The sequence below is a fragment of the uncultured Subdoligranulum sp. genome, assembly GCF_963931595.1.
Taxonomy (GTDB): domain Bacteria; phylum Bacillota; class Clostridia; order Oscillospirales; family Ruminococcaceae; genus Gemmiger.
On the sequence record NZ_OZ007030.1, the window covers coordinates 2,472,560 to 2,490,814 of the forward strand.

The following is an 18,255-nucleotide window of genomic DNA, read 5'->3' on the forward strand; positions in this document are numbered from 1 at the left end:
AGCGCCTTTTGCCCTGCGGGGCTTTTGGTTGACTTGACACCGCCCACCGGGCAGGATATACTGGGCAGACAAACCAACTGAAAGGAAACAAAACCATGATGAATCGTATTTTTCCTGTCCTGTGCACGGCGCTGCTGCTGACGGGCTGCGGAGCCTCCACGGTGGCGGAGAGTTCCGCCCCGGCCCCCGGTAGCGAAACGGCGGAATCCGCCCCGGCCAGCCCCGAGACGGCGGTCACTACCCTGACCTTCACCGACGATCTGGACCGGGAGGTCACGGTGCCGGCAAACCCTGAGCGGGTGGCCGTGCTGCTGGGCAGCTACGCCGACGTGTGGTGCCTGGCGGGCGGCCAGGATTCCCTGGTGGCCGCCGCCTCGGACGCCTGGACGGATTTTGACCTGAACCTGGGCGACGATGTGGCCAACCTGGGCAGCCTGATGGAACCCAACCTGGAGGAGCTCATCGCATCGGCCCCCGACCTGGTCATCGCCAGCAGCAACACCACCTCCAACGTGGAGCTGCTGCCCAGTCTGGAACAGCTGGGGGTGCCGGTGGCCTACTTCGGGGTGAACAGCTTCAATGATTATCTCGAGATGCTGGATGTCTGCACCCGGATCACCGGCCATCCCGAGAACTACCAGACCTACGGCCTGGACGTGCAGGCCCAGGTGGACAAGGCCAAGGAGCAGAACGACGGCAGCGCCCCCACGGTGCTGCTGCTGCGGTCGGCCAGCACCAGCTGCAAGGTGAAGAACAGCAAGGGCACCGTGCTGGGCGAGATCCTGGCCGACCTGGGAGCGGTGAACATCGCCGACAGTGACACCGGCCTGCTGGAGGATCTGAGCCTGGAGCGGATCATCGCCGATGACCCCGACTACATCTTCGTGGTGTTCCAGGGCAGCGACCAGGCCGCCGCCCAGAAGACGCTGGACGCGGCACTGACCTCCAACCCGGCGTGGGAGACCCTTTCCGCCGTGCAGAACGGCCGGTTCTACATCATGGAGAAGGAGCTCTACCACCTGAAGCCCAACGCCCGCTGGGGCGAAGCCTACCAGAAGGTGGCGGATATCCTCTATCCGGCGGGCTGACCTTTCTCTGATACAGCAAAACCCCGGCGCCCTGGCAGGCGTCGGGATTTCTTGTTGGGCAAACGGCGGGGTCAAGACCCCGCCCTACGGGCTCCACGTCCCATTGGCTGTAGGGCGGGGATTCATCCCCGCCGCGGACACCGGTCGGCGCATGTCCGCTGGTGCAGACCATTTTGAACCATGCGCAAAAAACCGCCCGTCCGGGAAGTCCCGGGCGGGCGGTTTGCGTTTTACAGGAACCGGCGGATATCCTCGGCCAGTTTTTCCTCCAGGGCGATGAGCCGCTTGGTAATGTCCTTGGCGTCCTCGCTGGCGGCCTCGTACTGGTTGAGGTAGCGGTTCAGCGACTTGACCCCCATGTTGCAGCCGTCGGTGATGAGGTCGGCGATGGTGGCGTCGCTCTCGTTCATCGTCAGCATGGCCCCCGTCTTCATCCAGGACATGCCCTGGGCGATGGGGTTGGGCTCCTTGCCCTCGTCGTGGAAGCGGTGGAGCGCCTCCACGACCTCGCTTTGCAGCTGCTCATGTTCGGTGCGGCAGCGGGCCAGCGCATCCCGCAGGGACTGACTTTTGGCCGCGTCCATCACCTGGTCGATGGCCGAAATGCCCATGGCCACCCCGGCGTCACACTCCCGCAGCAGCCGGATGGTATCCTCCTGAATCATCGGTATCTCTCCCCTTCCGTTTTGGCTAGGATGCCCCGGAAGAGGCGGCGTTATTCACCGGCCCAGGCGGACTTTGAAGTCCCGGTAGCCGAACTGCACCAGCGCCCGGCAGGCGCCGTCGGCGCCGCGCACCCATATGGCGGGCAGCGGCATGCCGTTGAAGGTGTTGTTCTTGCAGGTGGTGTAGATGGCCATATCCCCGAAGACCAGCAGGTCGCCGGGCCGGGGCACCGCGTCGAAGCTGTAGTCCCCGAAGACATCCCCCGCCAGGCAGGTGGGACCGGCCAGCCGCACGGTGCAGGGCTTTTCCCCGGGGTCGGCGGCAAAGAGCAGCGGCGGGCGGTAGGGCATCTCGATGACATCCGGCGTATGGCAGGCGGCGCTGGCGTCGAGAATCGCCACCGTGGTATCGCCGTTCTGCACCACGTCCAGCACCCGGGTGAGGAAATACCCGGCGTTGAGGGCGCAGGCCTCCCCCGGTTCCAGATACACCGTCACGCCCCAGTCGGCCTGGGCCCGGGCGATGCACCGTTCCAGCGTGGCCAGGTCATACCCCGGCCGGGTGATGTGGTGCCCGCCGCCCATGTTGAGCCATTTCATGCGGGGCAGCAAATCGCCGAATTTTTCCGCCACCGCGTCCAGCGTCACCGCCAGGGCGTCGGAATCCTGCTCGCAGAGGGTATGGAAGTGAAGCCCGTCCAGCAGATCCGGCAGGGCGGGATTTTGGGCCACCGCGGCGTCCCACTGGGCCCGGGTGGTGCCCAGACGGCTGCCGGGGGCGCAGGGGTCATAGATGGCGTGGCCCTCCTGGGTGGAGCATTCCGGGTTCACCCGCAGCCCCACGCTTTTGCCCGCGGCTTTTGCCATGGGACCGAATTTTGCCAGCTGGGCCGGGGAGTTGAAGACGATATGGTCGGCCCACCGCAGCAGTTCCGCCATCTCGTCCTCCCGGTAGGCCGCGCAGAAGACGTGGACCTCCTTCCCGGGCATCTCCTCGGCGCCGAGACGCGCTTCAAACAGGCCGCTGGCCTCGGTGCCCGCGAGACAGGGCGCCAGCACCGGGTAGAGGTCGTAGTTGCTGAAGGCCTTTTGGGCCAGCAGCACCTTGCAGCCGGTGCGGGCGGCCAGCTCGCCCAGCATCTTGCCGTTGCGGGCCAGTGCCCCCTCGTCCAGCAGGTAGCAGGGGGTGGGCAGCGCGGCGAATTCCGCGGGCACCACCCCGCCCAGGGCTGTAAAAGGGGCGCGGGTATCGGGGCCTGGCATCAGTCCACCAGCGCCGGGGCGCGGTTTTCGCTGCGGGGCAGGCCGTATTTATCCAGGGCGTCCAGGAACGGGTCGGGGTTGAACTCCTCCACGGTGTAGACGCCGGGCTTGGTCCACTGGCCGGTGAGCACCATCAGGGCGCCGCACATGGCCGGTACACCGGTGGTGTAGCTGATGGCCTGGCTGCCCACTTCCTTGTAGCATTCCTGGTGGTCGCAGACGTTATAGATGTAGTAGGTCTTGGGTTTGCCGTCCTTGGTGCCGGTGAAGATGCAGCCGATGTTGGTCTTGCCCTTGGTGCGGGGGCCCAGGCTGGCCGGGTCGGGCAGCAGGGCTTTCAGGAACTGGATGGGGACGATCTCCTGGCCGTTGTAGTTGATCGGCGTGGTGGAGAGCATGCCCACGTCCTCCAGGCAGCGCATGTGGTCCAGGTAGCTCTGGCCGAAGGTCATGAAGAACCGGATGCGCTTGACGCCGGGGAAGTTCTTGCCCAGGGATTCGATCTCCTCGTGGTGGAGCAGGTACATGTCCTTATCGCCCACCTGGTCGAAGTTGTATTCCCGCTTGATGCTCATGGCGGGCACTTCCACCCAGTGGCCGTTCTCCCAGTAGCTGCCGGGGGCACTGACCTCCCGCAGGTTGATCTCGGGGTTGAAGTTGGTGGCGAAGGCATAGCCGTGGTCGCCGCCGTTGCAGTCCAGAATGTCGATGGTGTCGATGGTGTCGAACTCGTGCTTGGCCGCGTAGGCGCAGTAGGCCTGGGTCACGCCCGGGTCAAAGCCGCAGCCCAGCAGGGCGGTGAGGCCGGCGTCCTCGAACTTTTTCTTGTAGGCCCACTGCCAGGAGTAGTCGAAGTAGGCCGAGAAGCCCGCTTCCTTGCAGCGCTTCTCGTAGATGGCGCGCCATGCGGGGTCGTCGGTGTTTTCCGGCTCATAGTTGGCGGTGTCCATATAGTTGACGCCGCAGGCAAGGCAGGCGTCCATGATGGTAAGGTCCTGGTAGGGCAGGGCGATGTTCATGACGAGGTCCGGGCCATAGCTCTTGATGAGGGCGATCAGCTCGTCCACCTTGTCGGCGTCCACCTGGGCGGTGGTGATCTTGGTTTTGGTGATGGGGGCCAGTTTTTCGGCCAGGGCGTCGCACTTGGACTTGGTGCGGCTGGCGATGCACAGCTCGGTGAAAACGTCGCTGACCTGGCAGCATTTCTGGATGGCAACGCTGGCAACGCCGCCGCAGCCGATGACAAGAACTTTGCTCATGGTGATGACTCCTTTGTGTACGTTTTTTGTTCCTTCTTTACAAAGAAGGAACCGAAGAAATTCCAAACAAATATTCCGGGGCAGGGTAGTTGCGGGAAAACAGCGGGGCACCCCGGCAGAGGACCCCTCTGCTGATCTTTAAACCTTAGCCCGGTTATGCACCAGCGCCAGCAGCAGCTCCCGCAATGTCTTGCAGGCGGTGGCGGTGGAAATACCGCTGGTATCCAGCGTGGGGGCCAGCTCGTTGAGGTCCGCCCCCACGATGTTGGCCCGGGTCACGGTGCGGATGGCGTCCAGCAGCTGCAAAAAGCTGACGCCCCCCGCCTCCGGCGTGCCGGTGCCGGGGAAGGCCGACGGGTCCAGGCAGTCCAGATCAATGGTCAGGTAGACCGGCACTTTGGTATCGCAGAGCCACTGGGTCAGTTCCCCCAGCCCGGTGAAATCGAACCGGCGCAGATCGGTGTGGCGGGCGGCAAACTCGAACTCCTCCCGGTCGCCGCTGCGGATGCAGAACTGGTGGATGCGGCCATCTCCCAGCAGGTCGTGGCAGCGGCGCAGCACGCAGGCGTGGCTGAGCTTGGCTCCGAGATAATCGTCCCGCAAATCGGCGTGGGCGTCAAAGTGGACGATGTGCAGCTCGGGATACCGCGCCGCCACCGCCCGCACCGCCCCCAGCGTGACCAGGTGCTCGCCGCCCAGCAGCAGCGGCAGCTTGCCGTCCCGCAGGATCTCCGCCGCCCGGGATTCAATGTCGATGAGGGCGCTCTCGCTGCTGCCGAAGCAGAGTTCCAGGTCGCCGCTGTCAAAGATCTCGCAGTCGGTCAGGTCGGTGTTCTGGTAGGGGCTGTAGGTCTCGATGCCGTAGCTCTCATGGCGGATGGCCGCCGGGCCGAACCGGGCTCCCGGCCGGTAGCTGGTGGTGGAATCGTAGGGGGCGCCGTACAGCACGATCTCGGCGCTGCGGTAGGCGCTGTCGCACCCGATAAAGGTTTCAACATTGCGTGGCAGCATCAGCGGTCCTCCACTTCCAGCAGCATCTCTTCGAGAAATGCCGGCAGATAGAATGCCCCGACATGCAGCCGGGTGGTGTAATAGCGGGTGCGCATGTTCAGCGCGTTCCAGGCGGCGGCGTCCAGGTCATCGATGGGATGATACTTTTTGCTGGCAAAGCCGAACAGCCAGTACCCCGCCGCAAAGGTGGGGATGTGGGCCTGGTACACCTTGCTGATGGGGAAGGTGCTGGCGATCCGCTTGTGGCTGCGCTGCATGGCGCTGGCGTCCTCGGCGTAGAAGGGACTGCCCTGCTGGTTCACCATGATGCCGTCGGATTTCAGGGCGTTGAAGCAGTTGCCGTAGAATTCCCGGGTGAACAGTCCCTCCGACGGGCCGAAGGGATCGGAGGAATCCACGATGATGAGGTCGTACTCCTCCTCGCAGCGGCGGATGAACTTGAGGGCGTTCTCAAAGTAGATGTGCACCCGGCGGTCATCCATCCGGCAGGCGTTGCCCGGCAGGTACGCCCGGCAGGCCTCCACCACCATGGGGTCCATCTCTACGAGGTCGATGCGCTCCACCCGGTCGTACCGGGTCAGCTCCCGCACCACGCCGCCGTCCCCGGCGCCGATGACCAGAATGTCCTTGGCCTGCCGGTGCACCGACATGGGCACATGGGTGATCATCTCGTCGTAGATGAACTCGTCCCGCTCGGTGAGCATGACATTGCCGTCCAGCGTCAGCACCCGGCCGAACTCCGGCGTCTCGAAAATGTCGATGCGCTGGTAGTCGCTCTGCTTGGAGTAGAGCTGCCGGTTCACCCGGATGCTGTGCTTCACATCGGGGGTGTGAAATTCCGAAAACCACATTTCCATACAAAGGTCCCTCCCTTTACGCCAGCACGTTGAGGCGCAGGATATCGGGGTCTTCCGGTCCCGTCATGCTGCAGCCCTTGGCCTTGGCGTATTCGATATAGTCGAGGATCTCCCCGGTGATGCGCTCCCCCGGCGCCAGAATGGGAATGCCCGGGGGATAACACATGACAAACTCGCTGCACACCCTGCCCTCGGTCTCCCGCAAAGGCAGGCTGATCTTGTCGGCGTAGAAGGCCTGCTGGGGGCTGGCCACCACCTCGGGGTCGATGTATTCCTGGTTGAGCAGCCCCGTGCCGTCGGTGTGGTAGCGGCGGCGTATCTCCGCCAGGGCGCTCACCAGCCGCTCCAGCTCCTGGGGCCGGTCGCCCATGGAGAGATACGCCAGAATGTTGCCGATATCGCCGAACTCGATCTGGATATCGTACTCGTCCCGCAGGATGTCGTACACCTCGATGCCCGCCAGACCGATGTCCCGGGTGTGGATGCTGAGCTTGGTGGTGTCGAAGTCAAAGACCGAATCCCCGTTGCACAGCTCCTTGCCGAAGGCGTAGTACCCGCCGATGGCGTTGATCTCCTCCCGGGCGTACTCCGCCATGTCCGCCACCTGGTGGAAGACCTGCCGCCCCCGCAGGGCCAGGTTTCTCCGGGAAATATCCAGGCTGGACATGAGCAGGTAGCTGCCCGAGGTGGTCTGGGTCAGGTTGATGATCTGCCGCACATAGCCCGCGTGGACCTTGGGGCCACAGAGCAGCAGGCTGGACTGGGTCAGGCTGCCGCCGCTCTTGTGCATCGACACGGCGGCCATATCGGCCCCGGCGGCCATGGCGGAGACCGGCAGTCCGCCGCCGAAATAGAAGTGGGTGCCGTGGGCTTCGTCGGCAAGGCAGAGCATGCCGGCGTCGTGGGCCATCCGCACGATGGCCCGCAGATCGCTGCAGATGCCGTAGTAGGTGGGGTTATTCACCAGCACCGCCACGGCGTTGGGATGCTCGGCGATGGCCTTGGCCACCTGTTCCCGGCGCATGCCTAAGGAAATGCCCAGACGCTGGTCCACCTCGGGGTTCACATAGACCGGCACGGCGCCGCAGAGCACCAGGGCGTTGAGCACACTGCGGTGGACGTTGCGGGGCAGGATGATCTCGTCCCCCCGCTTGCAGGCGGTGAGCACCATGCTCTGCACCGAACTGGTGGTGCCCCCCACCATCAGGAAGGCGTGGGCGGCGCCGAAGGCATCGGCGGCCAGTTCCTCGGCCTCCCGGATCACCGACACCGGATGGCAGAGGTTGTCCAGCGGTTTCATGCTGTTCACGTCCACCCCCACGCACTGCTGGCCCAGAAAGGCCGTCAGTTCGGGGTTGCCCCGGCCGCGCTTGTGGCCCGGCACATCAAAGGGCACCACCCGCATACGGCGGAAATTTTCCAGCGCCTCGTGGATCGGCGCGCGGCGCTGGTCCAGACGGGTGCGGTTGGGATTCCCGTTCATAGTTTTCCTCCGTCCCGTGGCTCCCTTGACAAAACAAAAAAACGCAAGACCGCACTTTCGTGCAGACTTGCGCTGTCTTCGACCGTTTTCGCCGCAAAGCGCCCCGTCCCCGGGCAGAGCGGGGGGCAAGGGCAGCGGCATGTTTCGGGCGTATCGTGTCCAGAGTCTATATAGCAATTCTACTTTTACTACTCTTATTGACCGTTTCACAAGTCTGCGTGCGGAACACGCAATTTCTGGTTATCAAAGGAACCAACTTATAAAATTTGAGCTTTTAACTCCATCAATAAGGCAACCCAAGTTGCCGATCGGCAGTGGACCCGGCTGTCCGTATGGCCTTAGCCCCTGGTGGGCGGTCCTGGGTAAATTGCTTTGAAAAACTCCTGCACGATTCGTCTTTCAAAATCGAAGGTATCGTATCATATTGCGAAAAAAATGTCAATGAAAATTTTTGTAAAGTCCCCTGAAACAGCAAAAAGGGGGCCATCCCCTGCGGGATGGTCCCCCTCTTGGAGGTACCATTACAGAATCTCGATCTGGGTAGGCTGCTTCTCAGGCAGCTTCTTGGCTTCCGCCTTGGGCAGGTTCAGCTTCAGGATACCGTCCTCAAAGCTGGCCTTCACGTCCTCGGGCTTCAGCTCGTCGCCCACATAGAAGCTGCGGGCGCAGGAACCGGTGTACCGCTCCTGACGGATGTAATGGCCCTGGCCATCCTTCTCGTCATGGTCGGCGGTGCGGTTGGCCGTGATGGTCAGATAGCCGTTCTGCAGATCCAGCTTCACGTCTTCCTTCTTGAAGCCGGGCAGATCCACAAAGACATCATAGCCGTTCTCGGTCTCCCGCACATCGGTCTTCATCACATTGGCGCTGCGTTTGCCAAAAGCGCGGCGGGGATCAGCCGCTTCCATCATGCGGTCAAAGTCGCGATCCCAATCATTCTGGAACCAATCGTCCAGCAGAGCATCATGAAACATATAAGGCACCATCATCATAAGTCATTCCTCCAATTCTCATCGGCTGCCGGTCATTTTCCGGCGTCGGACTTTTGATCTGGCCTTTCGGGGTTCTGCTTTCGCATCACCCTTTGTTCTCTTGGAACGCCTTCAGTATAGCACCGTGAATTAGCACTGTCAAGTATTGAGTGCTAATGTTTACATTTCATGCAATGTTTGTTCACAAAATATGCGATTTCTCCCCGGCCCCTGTACAAAGGGTCGGTTTTTTCGTATGATAGGGGCAGGAATTCCCCCAAGAAAGAAGGTTTTCGCCATGATTTACCAACTGCTTTTCAGCCCCACCGGCGGCACCCGGGCGGTGGCGGACGCCCTCTGCCCGGGGCAGGTCATCGACCTGTGTGACCGGGACCGGGATTTTGCCTCCGTAACGCTCACCGCCGACGATGTGGCGATCATCGCCGTGCCCTCCTACGGCGGCCGGGTGCCTGTGCCCGCCGCCCGGCGTCTGGCACAGGTGCAGGGCGGCGGCGCCCGGGCGGTGCTGGTCTGCGTCTACGGCAACCGGGCCTATGAGGATACCCTGGCAGAGCTGGCCGACCTGGCGGAGGCCGCCGGGTTCCGGGTGGCGGCCGGTGTGGCCGCGGTGGCGGAGCACTCCATCGCCCGGCAGTTCGCCGCCGGGCGCCCTGATGAAGCCGACAAAGCCGTCCTTCAGGGCTTCTGGGGCAAAATTCAGGCCAAGCTGGACGCCGGTAACGACACCGTCCCCACCCTGCCCGGCAACCGTCCCTACAAGCCGGGGATGGCAAAGGCCATGGTGCCCCGCACCTCCAAGCGGTGCATCGGCTGCGGCCGCTGTGCCGCCGCCTGTCCCACCGGCGCCATCGACGCCGCCGACCCGCGCCAGACCGATCCGGCCCGCTGCATCGGCTGCATGCGGTGTGTGCGCCTCTGCCCCGCCGAGGCCCGCAGTCCCGACCCCCAGGCTCTGGCGGCTCTCTCCGCCCACCTGGAGCCCCTCTGCGCCGGGCGGAAGGAAAACGAGCTGTTCCTGTAACACCGCATACCAAAACGGGAGCGCCCCGGCGGGGCGCTCCCGTTTATTATAGAAGGTTATTCCACCCGCAGCAGGTCCTGGCCCGCCGTGACCTGGCCGGAAGCCAGCGTCTTCACGGCGGCATAGCGGTCGGTGTTGCAGACGATCATGGGGGTGGTGACCATATAGCCCGCCGACTTGATGGCGTCGATGTCGAAGCTGATGAGCAGATCGCCCTTCTTCACCTTCTGACCATTTTTCACATGGGCGGTGAAGTGCTCGCCGTTCAGCTTGACGGTGTCGATGCCGATGTGGAGCAGCAGCTCGGCGCCGCCCTCGGTCACCAGGCCGATGGCATGGTGGGTGTCAAAGAGGTTGTCCACCGTGGCGTCCGCCGGGGCCAGCAGTTTGCCCTCGGCGGGTTCGATGGCCACGCCGTCCCCCAGCACGCCGGAGGCGAAGGCTTCATCCTGCACGTCGGCCATGGCTACCACCGTGCCGGCGAGGTGGGCGCCGAAGGTCTCGGCGGGGACGGTCTCCTTGGGGGTTTCCGCCTTGGGGGCCGGGGCGGCCGGAGCCGCGGGCGCCACGGGGGCGTCGGAGGCGGGGCTGTCCATATAGTCTTCCAGGTTGGACTTGATCACCGCCACCTGGGGTCCGTAGATGACCTGGATGCCGTTGCCCTTGTGGATGACGCCGGAGGCACCGCTCTGGCGCAGCAGGGCGTCGTTCACCTTGCCGGAATCCACCACGGTGACCCGCAGACGGGTGGCGCAGCAGTCCACGTCGGAGAGGTTGGCCTTGCCGCCCAGGCCCTGGAGGATCAGCGCCGACACCTGGTCATGGCTGGCGGCACCGGCGGCCTCGGGGCCCACGCCGGTCTTCTCCTTGAAGTCGGCCCGGGTGTAGAGCTTGGCCTCGCCGTCGCCCGCCTCCCGGCCGGGGGTCATGAGGTTCATTTTGGTGATCATGAAGTAGAAGGTGAAGTAGTAGAGCACGAAGTAGACCACACCCACAATGACCACCCAGATCCAGTGGGTCTTGGCCTCGCCCTGGAGGATGCCGAAGAGGGTCAGGTCGATGAGGCCGCCCGAGAAGGTCATGCCCACGCCCACATTGAAGATGTGCATGAGCATATAGGCCAGGCCGGCGTAGACGCAGTGGACGGCGTACATGACGGGGGCCACAAACAGGAAGGTGAATTCCAGGGGTTCGGTGATGCCGGTGAGCATGGAGGTCAGCGCGGCGGAGAGCAGCAGACCGGCCACCACCTTGCGCTTTTCGGGGCGGGCGGCGCGGTACATGGCCAGGGCGGCGCCGGGCAGGCCGAAGATCATGAGGGGGAACTTACCGGACATGAACCGGGTGGCGGACACCGAGAATTCCACCGTGTTCTTGGAGGCCAGTTCGGCGAAGAAGATGTTCTGGGCGCCCTGGACGGTGACGCCGTCGATGACGGCGGTGCCGCCCACGCTGGTCTGCCAGAAGGGGATGTAGAAGACGTGGTGCAGGCCGAAGGGAATGAGGGCGCGCTCGATGAGGCCGTAGAGCCAGGTACCGGCGTAGCCCGAGACCAGCACCAGGTTGCCCAGCATGGAGATGCCGGCCTGGACGATGGGCCAGACGTAGAACATGGCGATTCCCACCACCAGGTAGACGGCGGTACAGACGATGGGCACGAAGCGGGTGCCGCCGAAGAAGGAGAGCACCTGAGGCAGCTGGGTCTTATAGAAGCGGTTGTGGAGAGCCGCCACGCCGAGGCCCACGATGATGCCGCCGAAGACGCCCATCTGCAGGGTGGTGATGCCCAGCATGGAGGTGGTGGTGTTGTCGGCCATGGCCTCCACGCCGCCGGCGGCGTTGATCATGGCGGAGATGGCGGTGTTCATGACCAGGTAGGCGATGGCACCGGAAAGGGCGGCCACTTCCTTCTCCTTCTTGGCCATGCCGATGGCCACGCCCATGGCGAAGAGCAGGGCCAGGTTGTTGAAGACCGCGCTGCCGCACTGGTTCATGATGTCCAGCACGGTGTAGAGGGCGGTGCCCTGGTGGATGATGCCGGTGAGGCCGTAGGCCTGGAGCATCGTCTCGTTGGTGAAGGAGCTGCCGATGCCCAGCAGCAGACCGGCCACCGGCAGCAGGGCGATGGGCAGCATGAAGGAGCGGCCCACACGCTGCAGCACGCCGAAGATTTTGTCTTTCATACAGGTTCCTCCTATTTCTTGTGAAAAGTATGGGACTTTTCCTTTCTATAAAAACAGACCCGCACAGCTCCCCCACGGAACGGCGGGAAAGCCATACAGGTCTAGCCTACACAGCGAAGGTGCAGTCACTATCCTCGTAAATTCAGTTGTGGATCAGGAATCCACTTCCTGCAGGTCCCCCGCCACCCGCTTGAGGTGGATGGTCAGGTAGATCAGCTCCTCCTGGGAGAGGGTCTGGTGCCAGGTCTTTTCGATATAGTCGGCCACGCACCGGGCGCATTTATAATGCTCCTTGCAGCTGCGGGCGATGAGCGCCCGGAAGGCCGTGTCGCTCTCGTCGGCGGAGTCGGTCATCAGCTTGCCCTGGAAGAGCCGCTGGGCAAAGTACCGCAGATGCACCACAAACCGGTGAAAGGCCAGGGATTCCCGGTCGAAGGCGCCCAGGTCCCGGTAGTAGTATTCCACCACCTGGATGACCCCCTCGATGAGGCGGGTGATGTCGTACATCTCGCTCATGTCGGTGTTGAGCTCGGCGTTGACGATGTGCAGCGCAATGAAGGACGCCTCGTCGCCGTTCAGCTCCACCCCGCACCGCTCTTTGACCATGGCCAGACACCGCTGGCCCAGCTGGTACTCGGTGGGATAGTAGCAGAGAACGCTGCCCGCCAGCGGGTTCTGGAACTCGATGCCCTGTTCCTTGCGCTGGATGGCAAAGCTGATGTGGTCCGCCAGCGTGATGAGCAGGCTTTCGTTGAGGGGCTGATGGATGGTCGCCTTGATCTCGGCGATCATCGCCTCGGTCAGCTCGAGATGCTCGATGGGGATCTGCTCCACCAGCTCCCGCAGCCGCCGCTGCCCGGTGCGCCCCTCCATGCGGTAGACCTTCTCCACCTGGGCGGGGTCCACGAACTGCGCCACCTTGCGGCCAAACCCCAACCCCTTGCCGGTGACGATCATCTCGTTGCCTTTTTCGTCGATCACACAGAGGATGTTGTTGTTGATGACCTTCTTGATGCGCATTCCGTCGCCCCCTTTCTCCGCCCGGGACGGGCAAAAAAAATAACCAGCCCCCTAAAATCCCATTCCTGACACCAGAAAAAGATCCTAACGGAGTTGGTCTAGCCCGCTTTACCGGTAACAATCCAACAAGGCCCCTCGGCCGCTTGCTTTATCTGTGTAGACAATACCATACCCGTACCCCGAAAGTCAACCACCCGGGGCGTTCCCGCCGTTTTTTCAGCAGGGTGCTCAATTTTCCCCGCGTTCTTTGGGCAGTTTGGCAAAGGCCGATGGCCGCCGCGCCGGGCGGGGGCCGCTTTTCCGCGTTTTTCCGCCCTTTTCCCGGCGGGTCCACGCTGCGTAGAGCGCTTCCACACGGCGTTCCTTGCAAATCCAACCGGCGGGGTGTAGACTGAAAACCAGCAAAGGAGGAACGGACGATGGATGCCAAAAAGATCGGTGCTTTCATTGCGGCGGCGCGGCGGGCCCGCGGCCTGACCCAGCAGCAGCTGGCCGAAAAGCTGGGGATCACCAACCGCGCGGTGAGCAAATGGGAGACCGGCCAGGGCCTGCCGGACATTGTGCTGCTGCCCGACCTGTCCGCCGCCCTGGGGGTCACGGTGGACGCCCTGCTGGCCGGGGAAGCGCCCGGGCCCGCCGCCGGGGAGGCGTCCGAACCGGTCCCGCCCGCCGCCTCCCGGCCGGAGGAACCGGCGCTGGCCCGGGTGCCCCATCGGCGTCCCATCCGCGCCGAGCGTAACGCCGCGGTGCTGGCCTGCCGCCGGCTGCCCGAGGTGCGCCGGCGGCGGCTGGGCCTGGCCCTGCTGGGGGTGGCGGGTCTCTTCGCAGGCATAGGATTGAGCGTGCAGGACTTTTTCGGCGGCAGCCCCACCGACCCGCTGGCACTGGCCGCCCTGGCGGCGGGGCTGGTGCTGCTGGGCTTTGCGGCCCTGACCCCCTGGCTGCGGTCCCGGCTGGGCAGGGAGCTGTGCCGCATGCCCGCCTGTACCCTGTATACGGAGGAGCTGCGCCGGGAGGACGGCGTCCTGCTGCCCTACGGCGACCTGGCGCTGGTGCGGCGCTACCGGGGCTGCACCGTGCTGGTGTGGGAGCGAAGCCTTGTCCCGCTGGCTGTGACGGTGCCCGACGACAGCTGCACCCAGTCCGCCCACGCCCTGCAGGACCATCTGCGGCTGCGGGTGCCGGATGCCTGCACCGACGGCGACCCCCGCACGCCCCGGCTGCGGCAGGCCCCCGTCCTGATCGCCCTGGCCGTGACGGCGGCGGTGGTGTTTCCGCTGGCGCTGGCCCCCACGCTGGGCTTTGCGGGGACGATCTCCCCCACCGGCACGCTGCTGATGCTCCGCCGGGACCCCGAGACCGGCATGGTCACCGACCTGCACAGCGGCGATACCTTCCCCTACCCGGCGGTGGGCCGGATGAAAAAGCAGTGGATGACGGGGGATTGCTGCGCCATCACCTACCAGACCACCGACGGCACCACCCATGTGTTCCTGGCCACCTACGGCGACCGGGGGTCGGGAGTAAGCTACTACAATGTGGCGCCGCTGCTCCAGGGCACCTGGCGGCAGTACGAGGACGCCGTAAACCCCGGCGTGACGCTGCGCAGCGAGCCCGGTTCGGGGAACATCCAGATCCTGTCGGACGCCTCGTCGCCGGATTACGGCCAGATCTACAGCGAGACCGTGCAGTTCGGCACGCTGGGGGTGGCCCTCTGTGACGAGGACGGCCTGGCCCACTGGACGGTGGTGCTGGGCCGGGACTACGACGCCGAGGACGGGCCGGACCCCGACGGGTCGCTGATCCTCTGCCCGGTGTCCATGGCAGCCACCGAGGCGGTGACGCTGCACTACTACAGCGAGGAGGACCAGGTGCGGGACCTGCGGGAGGCCCTGGGCCTGCCCAGCCCCGAGGAGGAGGCCGCCCAACAGGCCCAGAAGCAGGCGCTGGCCGAGACACCGCCCTCCTTCTCGGGCGAGAAGGACTATACGGTGCGCACCGACGGCGTCTATTTCACCTGGGACGGCGGCGCCACCTTCAGCAAGGCGATGGAAGGCAGCGAGGAGGTGCGCACCACCGACGACATCCAGCCCTGCGTCATGACCGACAACCTGGGCGCCTTCCTGACCACCACCCGCAACAACGAGGTGCAGCAGGTCACCCTCCACCTGACCCGCGACCGGGGTGCCAGCTGGCAGGAGGTGCCGCTGGAGGACTTCGAGGGGGTGCACGATGTCTCCCAGCGCAGTCTGGGCTTCCTGGACGATACTTTCGGCTGGTACGGCGTCTGCACCGACTGGTCGATGGGCACCGGCATGGGGATGGCCATCGGCGTCACCCGGGACGGCGGCGTCAGCTGGGAGCATTGCGCCCTGCCTGGGGAAAGCCAGTCCGAACTGCTCAGCGGGGTGGTATTCTACGACGAGCAGACCGCCGTGGCCACCCGGTGTTCCCAGTTTGAATCGGGCTGGATCGACGTTTTTGTGAGCCGGGACGGCGGCGCCAGCTGGCAGCAGGCAAAGATGCCCTGGGACGCCGAGAACCTGACCGATGAGGAGCGGATGACCCTTCTGGCGGACCGGGAGCTCTACTGGCTGAACAAGGTGGACCGCCTGGAGAAGGCAGACGACGGTTGGCGGCTGACGCTGACCCAGGCCCCCGGCGGCCACCAGGAAGCCGCCTTCACCGCGGACAGCCTGACGGGCCCCTGGACGCTGGAGGAAGTGCGCGACATTGCCTGACCCGCCCTTGTGCCGGAGATTTTCCGGGTGTACAATAAGGGGAAAGGAGGGTTTGCCATGGAAGAATTGCATCCCACCCCGGCGGCCGAACCGGCAGAACCGAAAGAACCGGCGGCGGTCACACCCGCCGCACAGCCAGACCAGCCCGCGCCGCCGCGGGACTGCTGGGCCGACCTGGCCCCCGGCGCTTTGTCCCGGGACCCCCAGGCCCTGCTGGCGGCCTGGATGGCCGGCCGGGCCATGCCCCGGCGCACACTGGTGCGGCGGATCATCGGCGCGGCGGCGCTGATCGGCCTGCTGGCATGCTTTGTGAACGCCTGCCGGATGCTGCTGGACCAGGAGCAGGCTTCCCCTTTGCAGTTTTTCTGGCCCCTTGTTTTTGTTTATCTCTTTATGCTGGCGCTGAAGGACTTCCCGCTGCGCCTTCTGCTGCGGCGCGCCCTGGGCCGTCTGCGGGACGGCACCCTCTACCCCGACCGGCTTCATCTGGTCACCGCCCGCGGGGAGGAGGACCTGGCGGTGGAGGATATCATCATGGTGCAGCGGTTTGTGGGCTGGACCGTGCTGATCTGGGGCAGCTGGAAGCACCCGCGGATCGTGCCCATCCCCGACGACGCCTGCTTCGGGGAAGGCCCCCAGCTCTACGGACGGCTGCAGGAGCGGGTACAGGACGCCCGGTTTTTCCGCAGTGCCCGGCCGCCCCGCCGTCGCCGCCATCTGGTGGTGGGGCTGCTGTCCCTCGCCGTGGTGCTCTGCACCCAGGTGGTGCTTCTGCCTTCCTATTGGGGGTTCCGGAGCTACACCCTCACCGCCCCCGACGGTTCCAGCTCGGTGGAGGTGAACTATCTGGGGCTCACCCAAGCCTTTTCCAGTGACAGCGTGGGGAATTTCGCCTTTCCGTCCACCGGGGAATTCCACGCCCAGTGGTCGGGCAGCGGCTGCTGTGTGGTGACCTACCGCGCCACCGACGGCAGTCTGCGGGTGCAGATGCTGGAACCTGCCCCCGGCGCCGCCCAGCGGCTGGCGATGGACCCGCCCAAGGGGTCCTGGACCACCTTCCTGGATTCCGACGATCCCTACACGCTGGACTGGGATGCCGCCCTGCCCGGCTACCGGCTCAAGACCCCGTGGGGCACCCTGGACTGCCCCCAGTGGGAACAGTTTGACGGCATGGGGCTGGCCCTCTGCGACAAGGACGGCCTGCCCCGCTGGACGCTGACCCCCACCGACATTCCCGCCACCAACAGCGACGGCAGCCCTGTGAGCCTGCCGGGGCTGCTGCTCTGCCCGGTGTCCCTGACTTCCTCCGATACCGATGTCCTGCTGCTGGGCCCCGCCGACAGTCCCTTCCTGCCCGGCTGATCCTTTGTTTCAAGCGGCTCTGCCTGCCCGGCGGGGCCGCTTTTGTACACTTTGCCCCCTTTGTCCCTTGCGCGCCGGGGCGGCATAGGGTATAGTAATACCATCACCTTGCCTTGCGCAGAAAGGACTTTCCCATGCAGAACAAAAAGCCCTGGCTCTACCTGGCGGCCGTCGCCCTGATACTGCTGGCCCTCAAATACAGCGACGCCCTCTTCGGCGGCATCCGGCTGTTCTTCTCGCTGCTCATGCCCCTGCTGCTGGGCTGCGGCGTGGCCTATGTGCTGAACATCCTGGTCTCCCGCCTGGAAACCCTGCCCCCGCTGCGGGATGCCCGTTCCCGCCTCTACCCCGCCCGCCGGGCCATCAGCATCACCGGGGCGCTGGTCATCATCGCCGTGGTGGCCGCCCTGCTGGTGGTTCTCATCATTCCCCAGCTGGTGGACGCCTTCCGGGTCATGCTGGTCAACGTGCCCCCCGCCGTCAACGCCTTCCTCCACTGGCTGGACTCCCTGGACATCGACATGCCCCAGCTGGAAAACTGGCTGCGCTCCCTCAACCTCAACTGGCCCGACCTGCTGCAAAAGGCTACCACCTACCTGACCTCCGGCGTGGGCAACGTCTTCTCCTCCGCCTTCGCGCTGCTCAGCAGTCTGGGCGGCATCCTCATGCAGGTGGTCATCGCGGTGATCTTCGCCCTCTACCTGCTGGCCGGCAAGGAGCGCCTGGGCCGCCAGTTCCGCGCCCTGGCCGACACCTACCTGCCCGCCTCTTTCTGTGACCGGCTGTGGTATGTGCTGGCCACCGCCCACGACACCTTCACCAAATTCTTCGTGGGCCAGTTCACCGAGGCCATCATCATCGGGGTGCTCTGTACGCTGGGCATGCTGCTCTTCCGGCTGCCCTACGCCCCCATGATCGGCACTCTGGTGGGCGCCACCGCCCTGCTGCCCGTGGTGGGCGCCTATCTGGGCGCGGGCATCGGCGCCTTCATGATCCTCACCGTCAACCCGCTGCAGGCGGTGGGCTTCCTCGTCTTCATCGCCATCCTCCAGCAGCTGGAAGGCAATCTGATCTACCCCCGGGTGGTGGGCACCTCCATCGGGCTGCCCGGCATCTGGGTGCTCACCGCCGTAACCTTAGGCGGCGGCATCGGCGGCATCGCGGGCATGCTGCTGGCGGTGCCCGTCACCGCCACCCTCTACCGCCTGGTGCGGGCCGATGTGCAGCGCAAACGCACCGTCCATTCCTGATTTCCGTCCCGCCTGCGGTTTTCGCCGGCGGGATTTTTTTGCCTCTGGCTTTTGGGGCGA

14 protein-coding genes are annotated in these 18,255 nt (G+C 64.7%); 5 read left to right on the top strand and 9 right to left on the bottom strand.

Going from position 1 to position 18,255, the window contains the following annotated elements; translation table 11 throughout:
- Nucleotides 1-95: 95 nt before the first annotated feature.
- Complete coding sequence (locus ABGT73_RS11910; RefSeq protein ID WP_346669882.1) at nucleotides 96-1,088, top strand: ABC transporter substrate-binding protein; 993 nt, start codon at nucleotides 96-98, stop codon at nucleotides 1,086-1,088.
- A 230-nt stretch (nucleotides 1,089-1,318) separates the two neighbouring features.
- Here ABGT73_RS11910 and ABGT73_RS11915 read toward each other — a convergent pair whose 3' ends face one another.
- From ABGT73_RS11915 to ABGT73_RS11945, 7 genes are all read right to left on the bottom strand, one after another.
- The gene (locus ABGT73_RS11915; RefSeq protein ID WP_346669883.1) at nucleotides 1,319-1,753 is read right to left on the bottom strand and encodes a hypothetical protein; all 435 of its coding nucleotides are present in this window, start codon (nucleotides 1,751-1,753) and stop codon (nucleotides 1,319-1,321) included.
- Between the two features lie 54 nt (nucleotides 1,754-1,807).
- Nucleotides 1,808-3,016 carry a carboxynorspermidine decarboxylase gene (locus ABGT73_RS11920; protein ID WP_346669884.1) on the bottom strand — a complete coding sequence of 403 codons (1,209 nt, stop codon included), beginning with the start codon at nucleotides 3,014-3,016 and terminating at the stop codon, nucleotides 1,808-1,810.
- A complete protein-coding gene (locus tag ABGT73_RS11925; RefSeq protein ID WP_346669885.1) occupies nucleotides 3,016-4,275 on the bottom strand; it encodes a saccharopine dehydrogenase family protein in 1,260 nt (419 codons plus the stop codon). The genes ABGT73_RS11920 and ABGT73_RS11925 overlap by 1 nt, the downstream gene beginning before the upstream one ends.
- 138 nt (nucleotides 4,276-4,413) lie before the next feature.
- Entirely contained in the window at nucleotides 4,414-5,286 is an 873-nt protein-coding gene (gene speB / locus ABGT73_RS11930) for an agmatinase (RefSeq protein ID WP_346669886.1), read from the bottom strand.
- Nucleotides 5,286-6,143, bottom strand: a complete 858-nt coding sequence (speE, locus tag ABGT73_RS11935; protein ID WP_346669887.1) for a polyamine aminopropyltransferase — start codon at nucleotides 6,141-6,143, stop codon at nucleotides 5,286-5,288. Before speE ends, speB begins: the two co-directional genes overlap by 1 nt.
- A gap of 16 nt (nucleotides 6,144-6,159) precedes the next feature.
- Nucleotides 6,160-7,626 (bottom strand): aminotransferase class V-fold PLP-dependent enzyme, encoded by a 1,467-nt coding sequence (locus ABGT73_RS11940; RefSeq protein ID WP_346669888.1) that lies wholly within the window; start codon nucleotides 7,624-7,626, stop codon nucleotides 6,160-6,162.
- Nucleotides 7,627-8,147: 521 nt separating this feature from the next.
- On the bottom strand, nucleotides 8,148-8,615 hold the full coding sequence (locus ABGT73_RS11945; protein ID WP_346670336.1) for an Hsp20/alpha crystallin family protein: 468 nt from the start codon (nucleotides 8,613-8,615) through the stop codon (nucleotides 8,148-8,150).
- A gap of 280 nt (nucleotides 8,616-8,895) precedes the next feature.
- Here ABGT73_RS11945 and ABGT73_RS11950 point away from each other — a divergent pair, with 280 nt between their 5' ends.
- Complete coding sequence (locus tag ABGT73_RS11950) at nucleotides 8,896-9,639, top strand: 4Fe-4S binding protein (RefSeq protein ID WP_346669889.1); 744 nt, start codon at nucleotides 8,896-8,898, stop codon at nucleotides 9,637-9,639.
- Nucleotides 9,640-9,695: 56 nt separating this feature from the next.
- On the opposite strand, the gene ABGT73_RS11955 is transcribed toward ABGT73_RS11950, so the two are convergent.
- Together ABGT73_RS11955 and ABGT73_RS11960 are read right to left on the bottom strand one after the other, a co-directional pair.
- Nucleotides 9,696-11,822, bottom strand: a complete 2,127-nt coding sequence (locus ABGT73_RS11955; protein WP_346669890.1) for a glucose PTS transporter subunit IIA — start codon at nucleotides 11,820-11,822, stop codon at nucleotides 9,696-9,698.
- Between the two features lie 153 nt (nucleotides 11,823-11,975).
- Nucleotides 11,976-12,842: a BglG family transcription antiterminator LicT gene (locus tag ABGT73_RS11960; RefSeq protein WP_346669891.1), complete on the bottom strand. Its 867-nt coding sequence runs from the start codon at nucleotides 12,840-12,842 to the stop codon at nucleotides 11,976-11,978.
- A 419-nt stretch (nucleotides 12,843-13,261) separates the two neighbouring features.
- Here ABGT73_RS11960 and ABGT73_RS11965 point away from each other — a divergent pair, with 419 nt between their 5' ends.
- The 3 genes from ABGT73_RS11965 (at nucleotide 13,262) to ABGT73_RS11975 (ending at nucleotide 18,195) form a co-directional block, all read left to right on the top strand.
- A complete protein-coding gene (locus ABGT73_RS11965) occupies nucleotides 13,262-15,583 on the top strand; it encodes a helix-turn-helix domain-containing protein (RefSeq protein WP_346669892.1) in 2,322 nt (773 codons plus the stop codon).
- A 57-nt stretch (nucleotides 15,584-15,640) separates the two neighbouring features.
- On the top strand, nucleotides 15,641-16,945 hold the full coding sequence (locus ABGT73_RS11970; protein WP_346669893.1) for a hypothetical protein: 1,305 nt from the start codon (nucleotides 15,641-15,643) through the stop codon (nucleotides 16,943-16,945).
- Between the two features lie 134 nt (nucleotides 16,946-17,079).
- Complete coding sequence (locus ABGT73_RS11975) at nucleotides 17,080-18,195, top strand: AI-2E family transporter (RefSeq protein WP_346669894.1); 1,116 nt, start codon at nucleotides 17,080-17,082, stop codon at nucleotides 18,193-18,195.
- The last annotated feature ends 60 nt before the right edge of the window (nucleotides 18,196-18,255 follow it).

Excerpts from the sequence above, each read along its gene's own strand:
- ABGT73_RS11925 (WP_346669885.1), bottom strand. The coding sequence starts at position 4,275 with ATGAGCAAAGTTCTTGTCATCGGCTGCGGCGGCGTTGCCAGCGTTGCC.
- ABGT73_RS11955 (WP_346669890.1), bottom strand. The coding sequence starts at position 11,822 with ATGAAAGACAAAATCTTCGGCGTGCTGCAGCGTGTGGGCCGCTCCTTC.
- ABGT73_RS11975 (WP_346669894.1), top strand. The coding sequence starts at position 17,080 with ATGCAGAACAAAAAGCCCTGGCTCTACCTGGCGGCCGTCGCCCTGATA.
- ABGT73_RS11960 (WP_346669891.1), bottom strand. The coding sequence starts at position 12,842 with ATGCGCATCAAGAAGGTCATCAACAACAACATCCTCTGTGTGATCGAC.
- speE (WP_346669887.1), bottom strand. The coding sequence starts at position 6,143 with ATGGAAATGTGGTTTTCGGAATTTCACACCCCCGATGTGAAGCACAGC.
- ABGT73_RS11915 (WP_346669883.1), bottom strand. The coding sequence starts at position 1,753 with ATGATTCAGGAGGATACCATCCGGCTGCTGCGGGAGTGTGACGCCGGG.
- ABGT73_RS11940 (WP_346669888.1), bottom strand. The coding sequence starts at position 7,626 with ATGAACGGGAATCCCAACCGCACCCGTCTGGACCAGCGCCGCGCGCCG.
- speB (WP_346669886.1), bottom strand. The coding sequence starts at position 5,286 with ATGCTGCCACGCAATGTTGAAACCTTTATCGGGTGCGACAGCGCCTAC.
- ABGT73_RS11965 (WP_346669892.1), top strand. The coding sequence starts at position 13,262 with ATGGATGCCAAAAAGATCGGTGCTTTCATTGCGGCGGCGCGGCGGGCC.
- ABGT73_RS11945 (WP_346670336.1), bottom strand. The coding sequence starts at position 8,615 with ATGATGGTGCCTTATATGTTTCATGATGCTCTGCTGGACGATTGGTTC.
- ABGT73_RS11970 (WP_346669893.1), top strand. The coding sequence starts at position 15,641 with ATGGAAGAATTGCATCCCACCCCGGCGGCCGAACCGGCAGAACCGAAA.
- ABGT73_RS11920 (WP_346669884.1), bottom strand. The coding sequence starts at position 3,016 with ATGCCAGGCCCCGATACCCGCGCCCCTTTTACAGCCCTGGGCGGGGTG.
- ABGT73_RS11950 (WP_346669889.1), top strand. The coding sequence starts at position 8,896 with ATGATTTACCAACTGCTTTTCAGCCCCACCGGCGGCACCCGGGCGGTG.
- ABGT73_RS11910 (WP_346669882.1), top strand. The coding sequence starts at position 96 with ATGATGAATCGTATTTTTCCTGTCCTGTGCACGGCGCTGCTGCTGACG.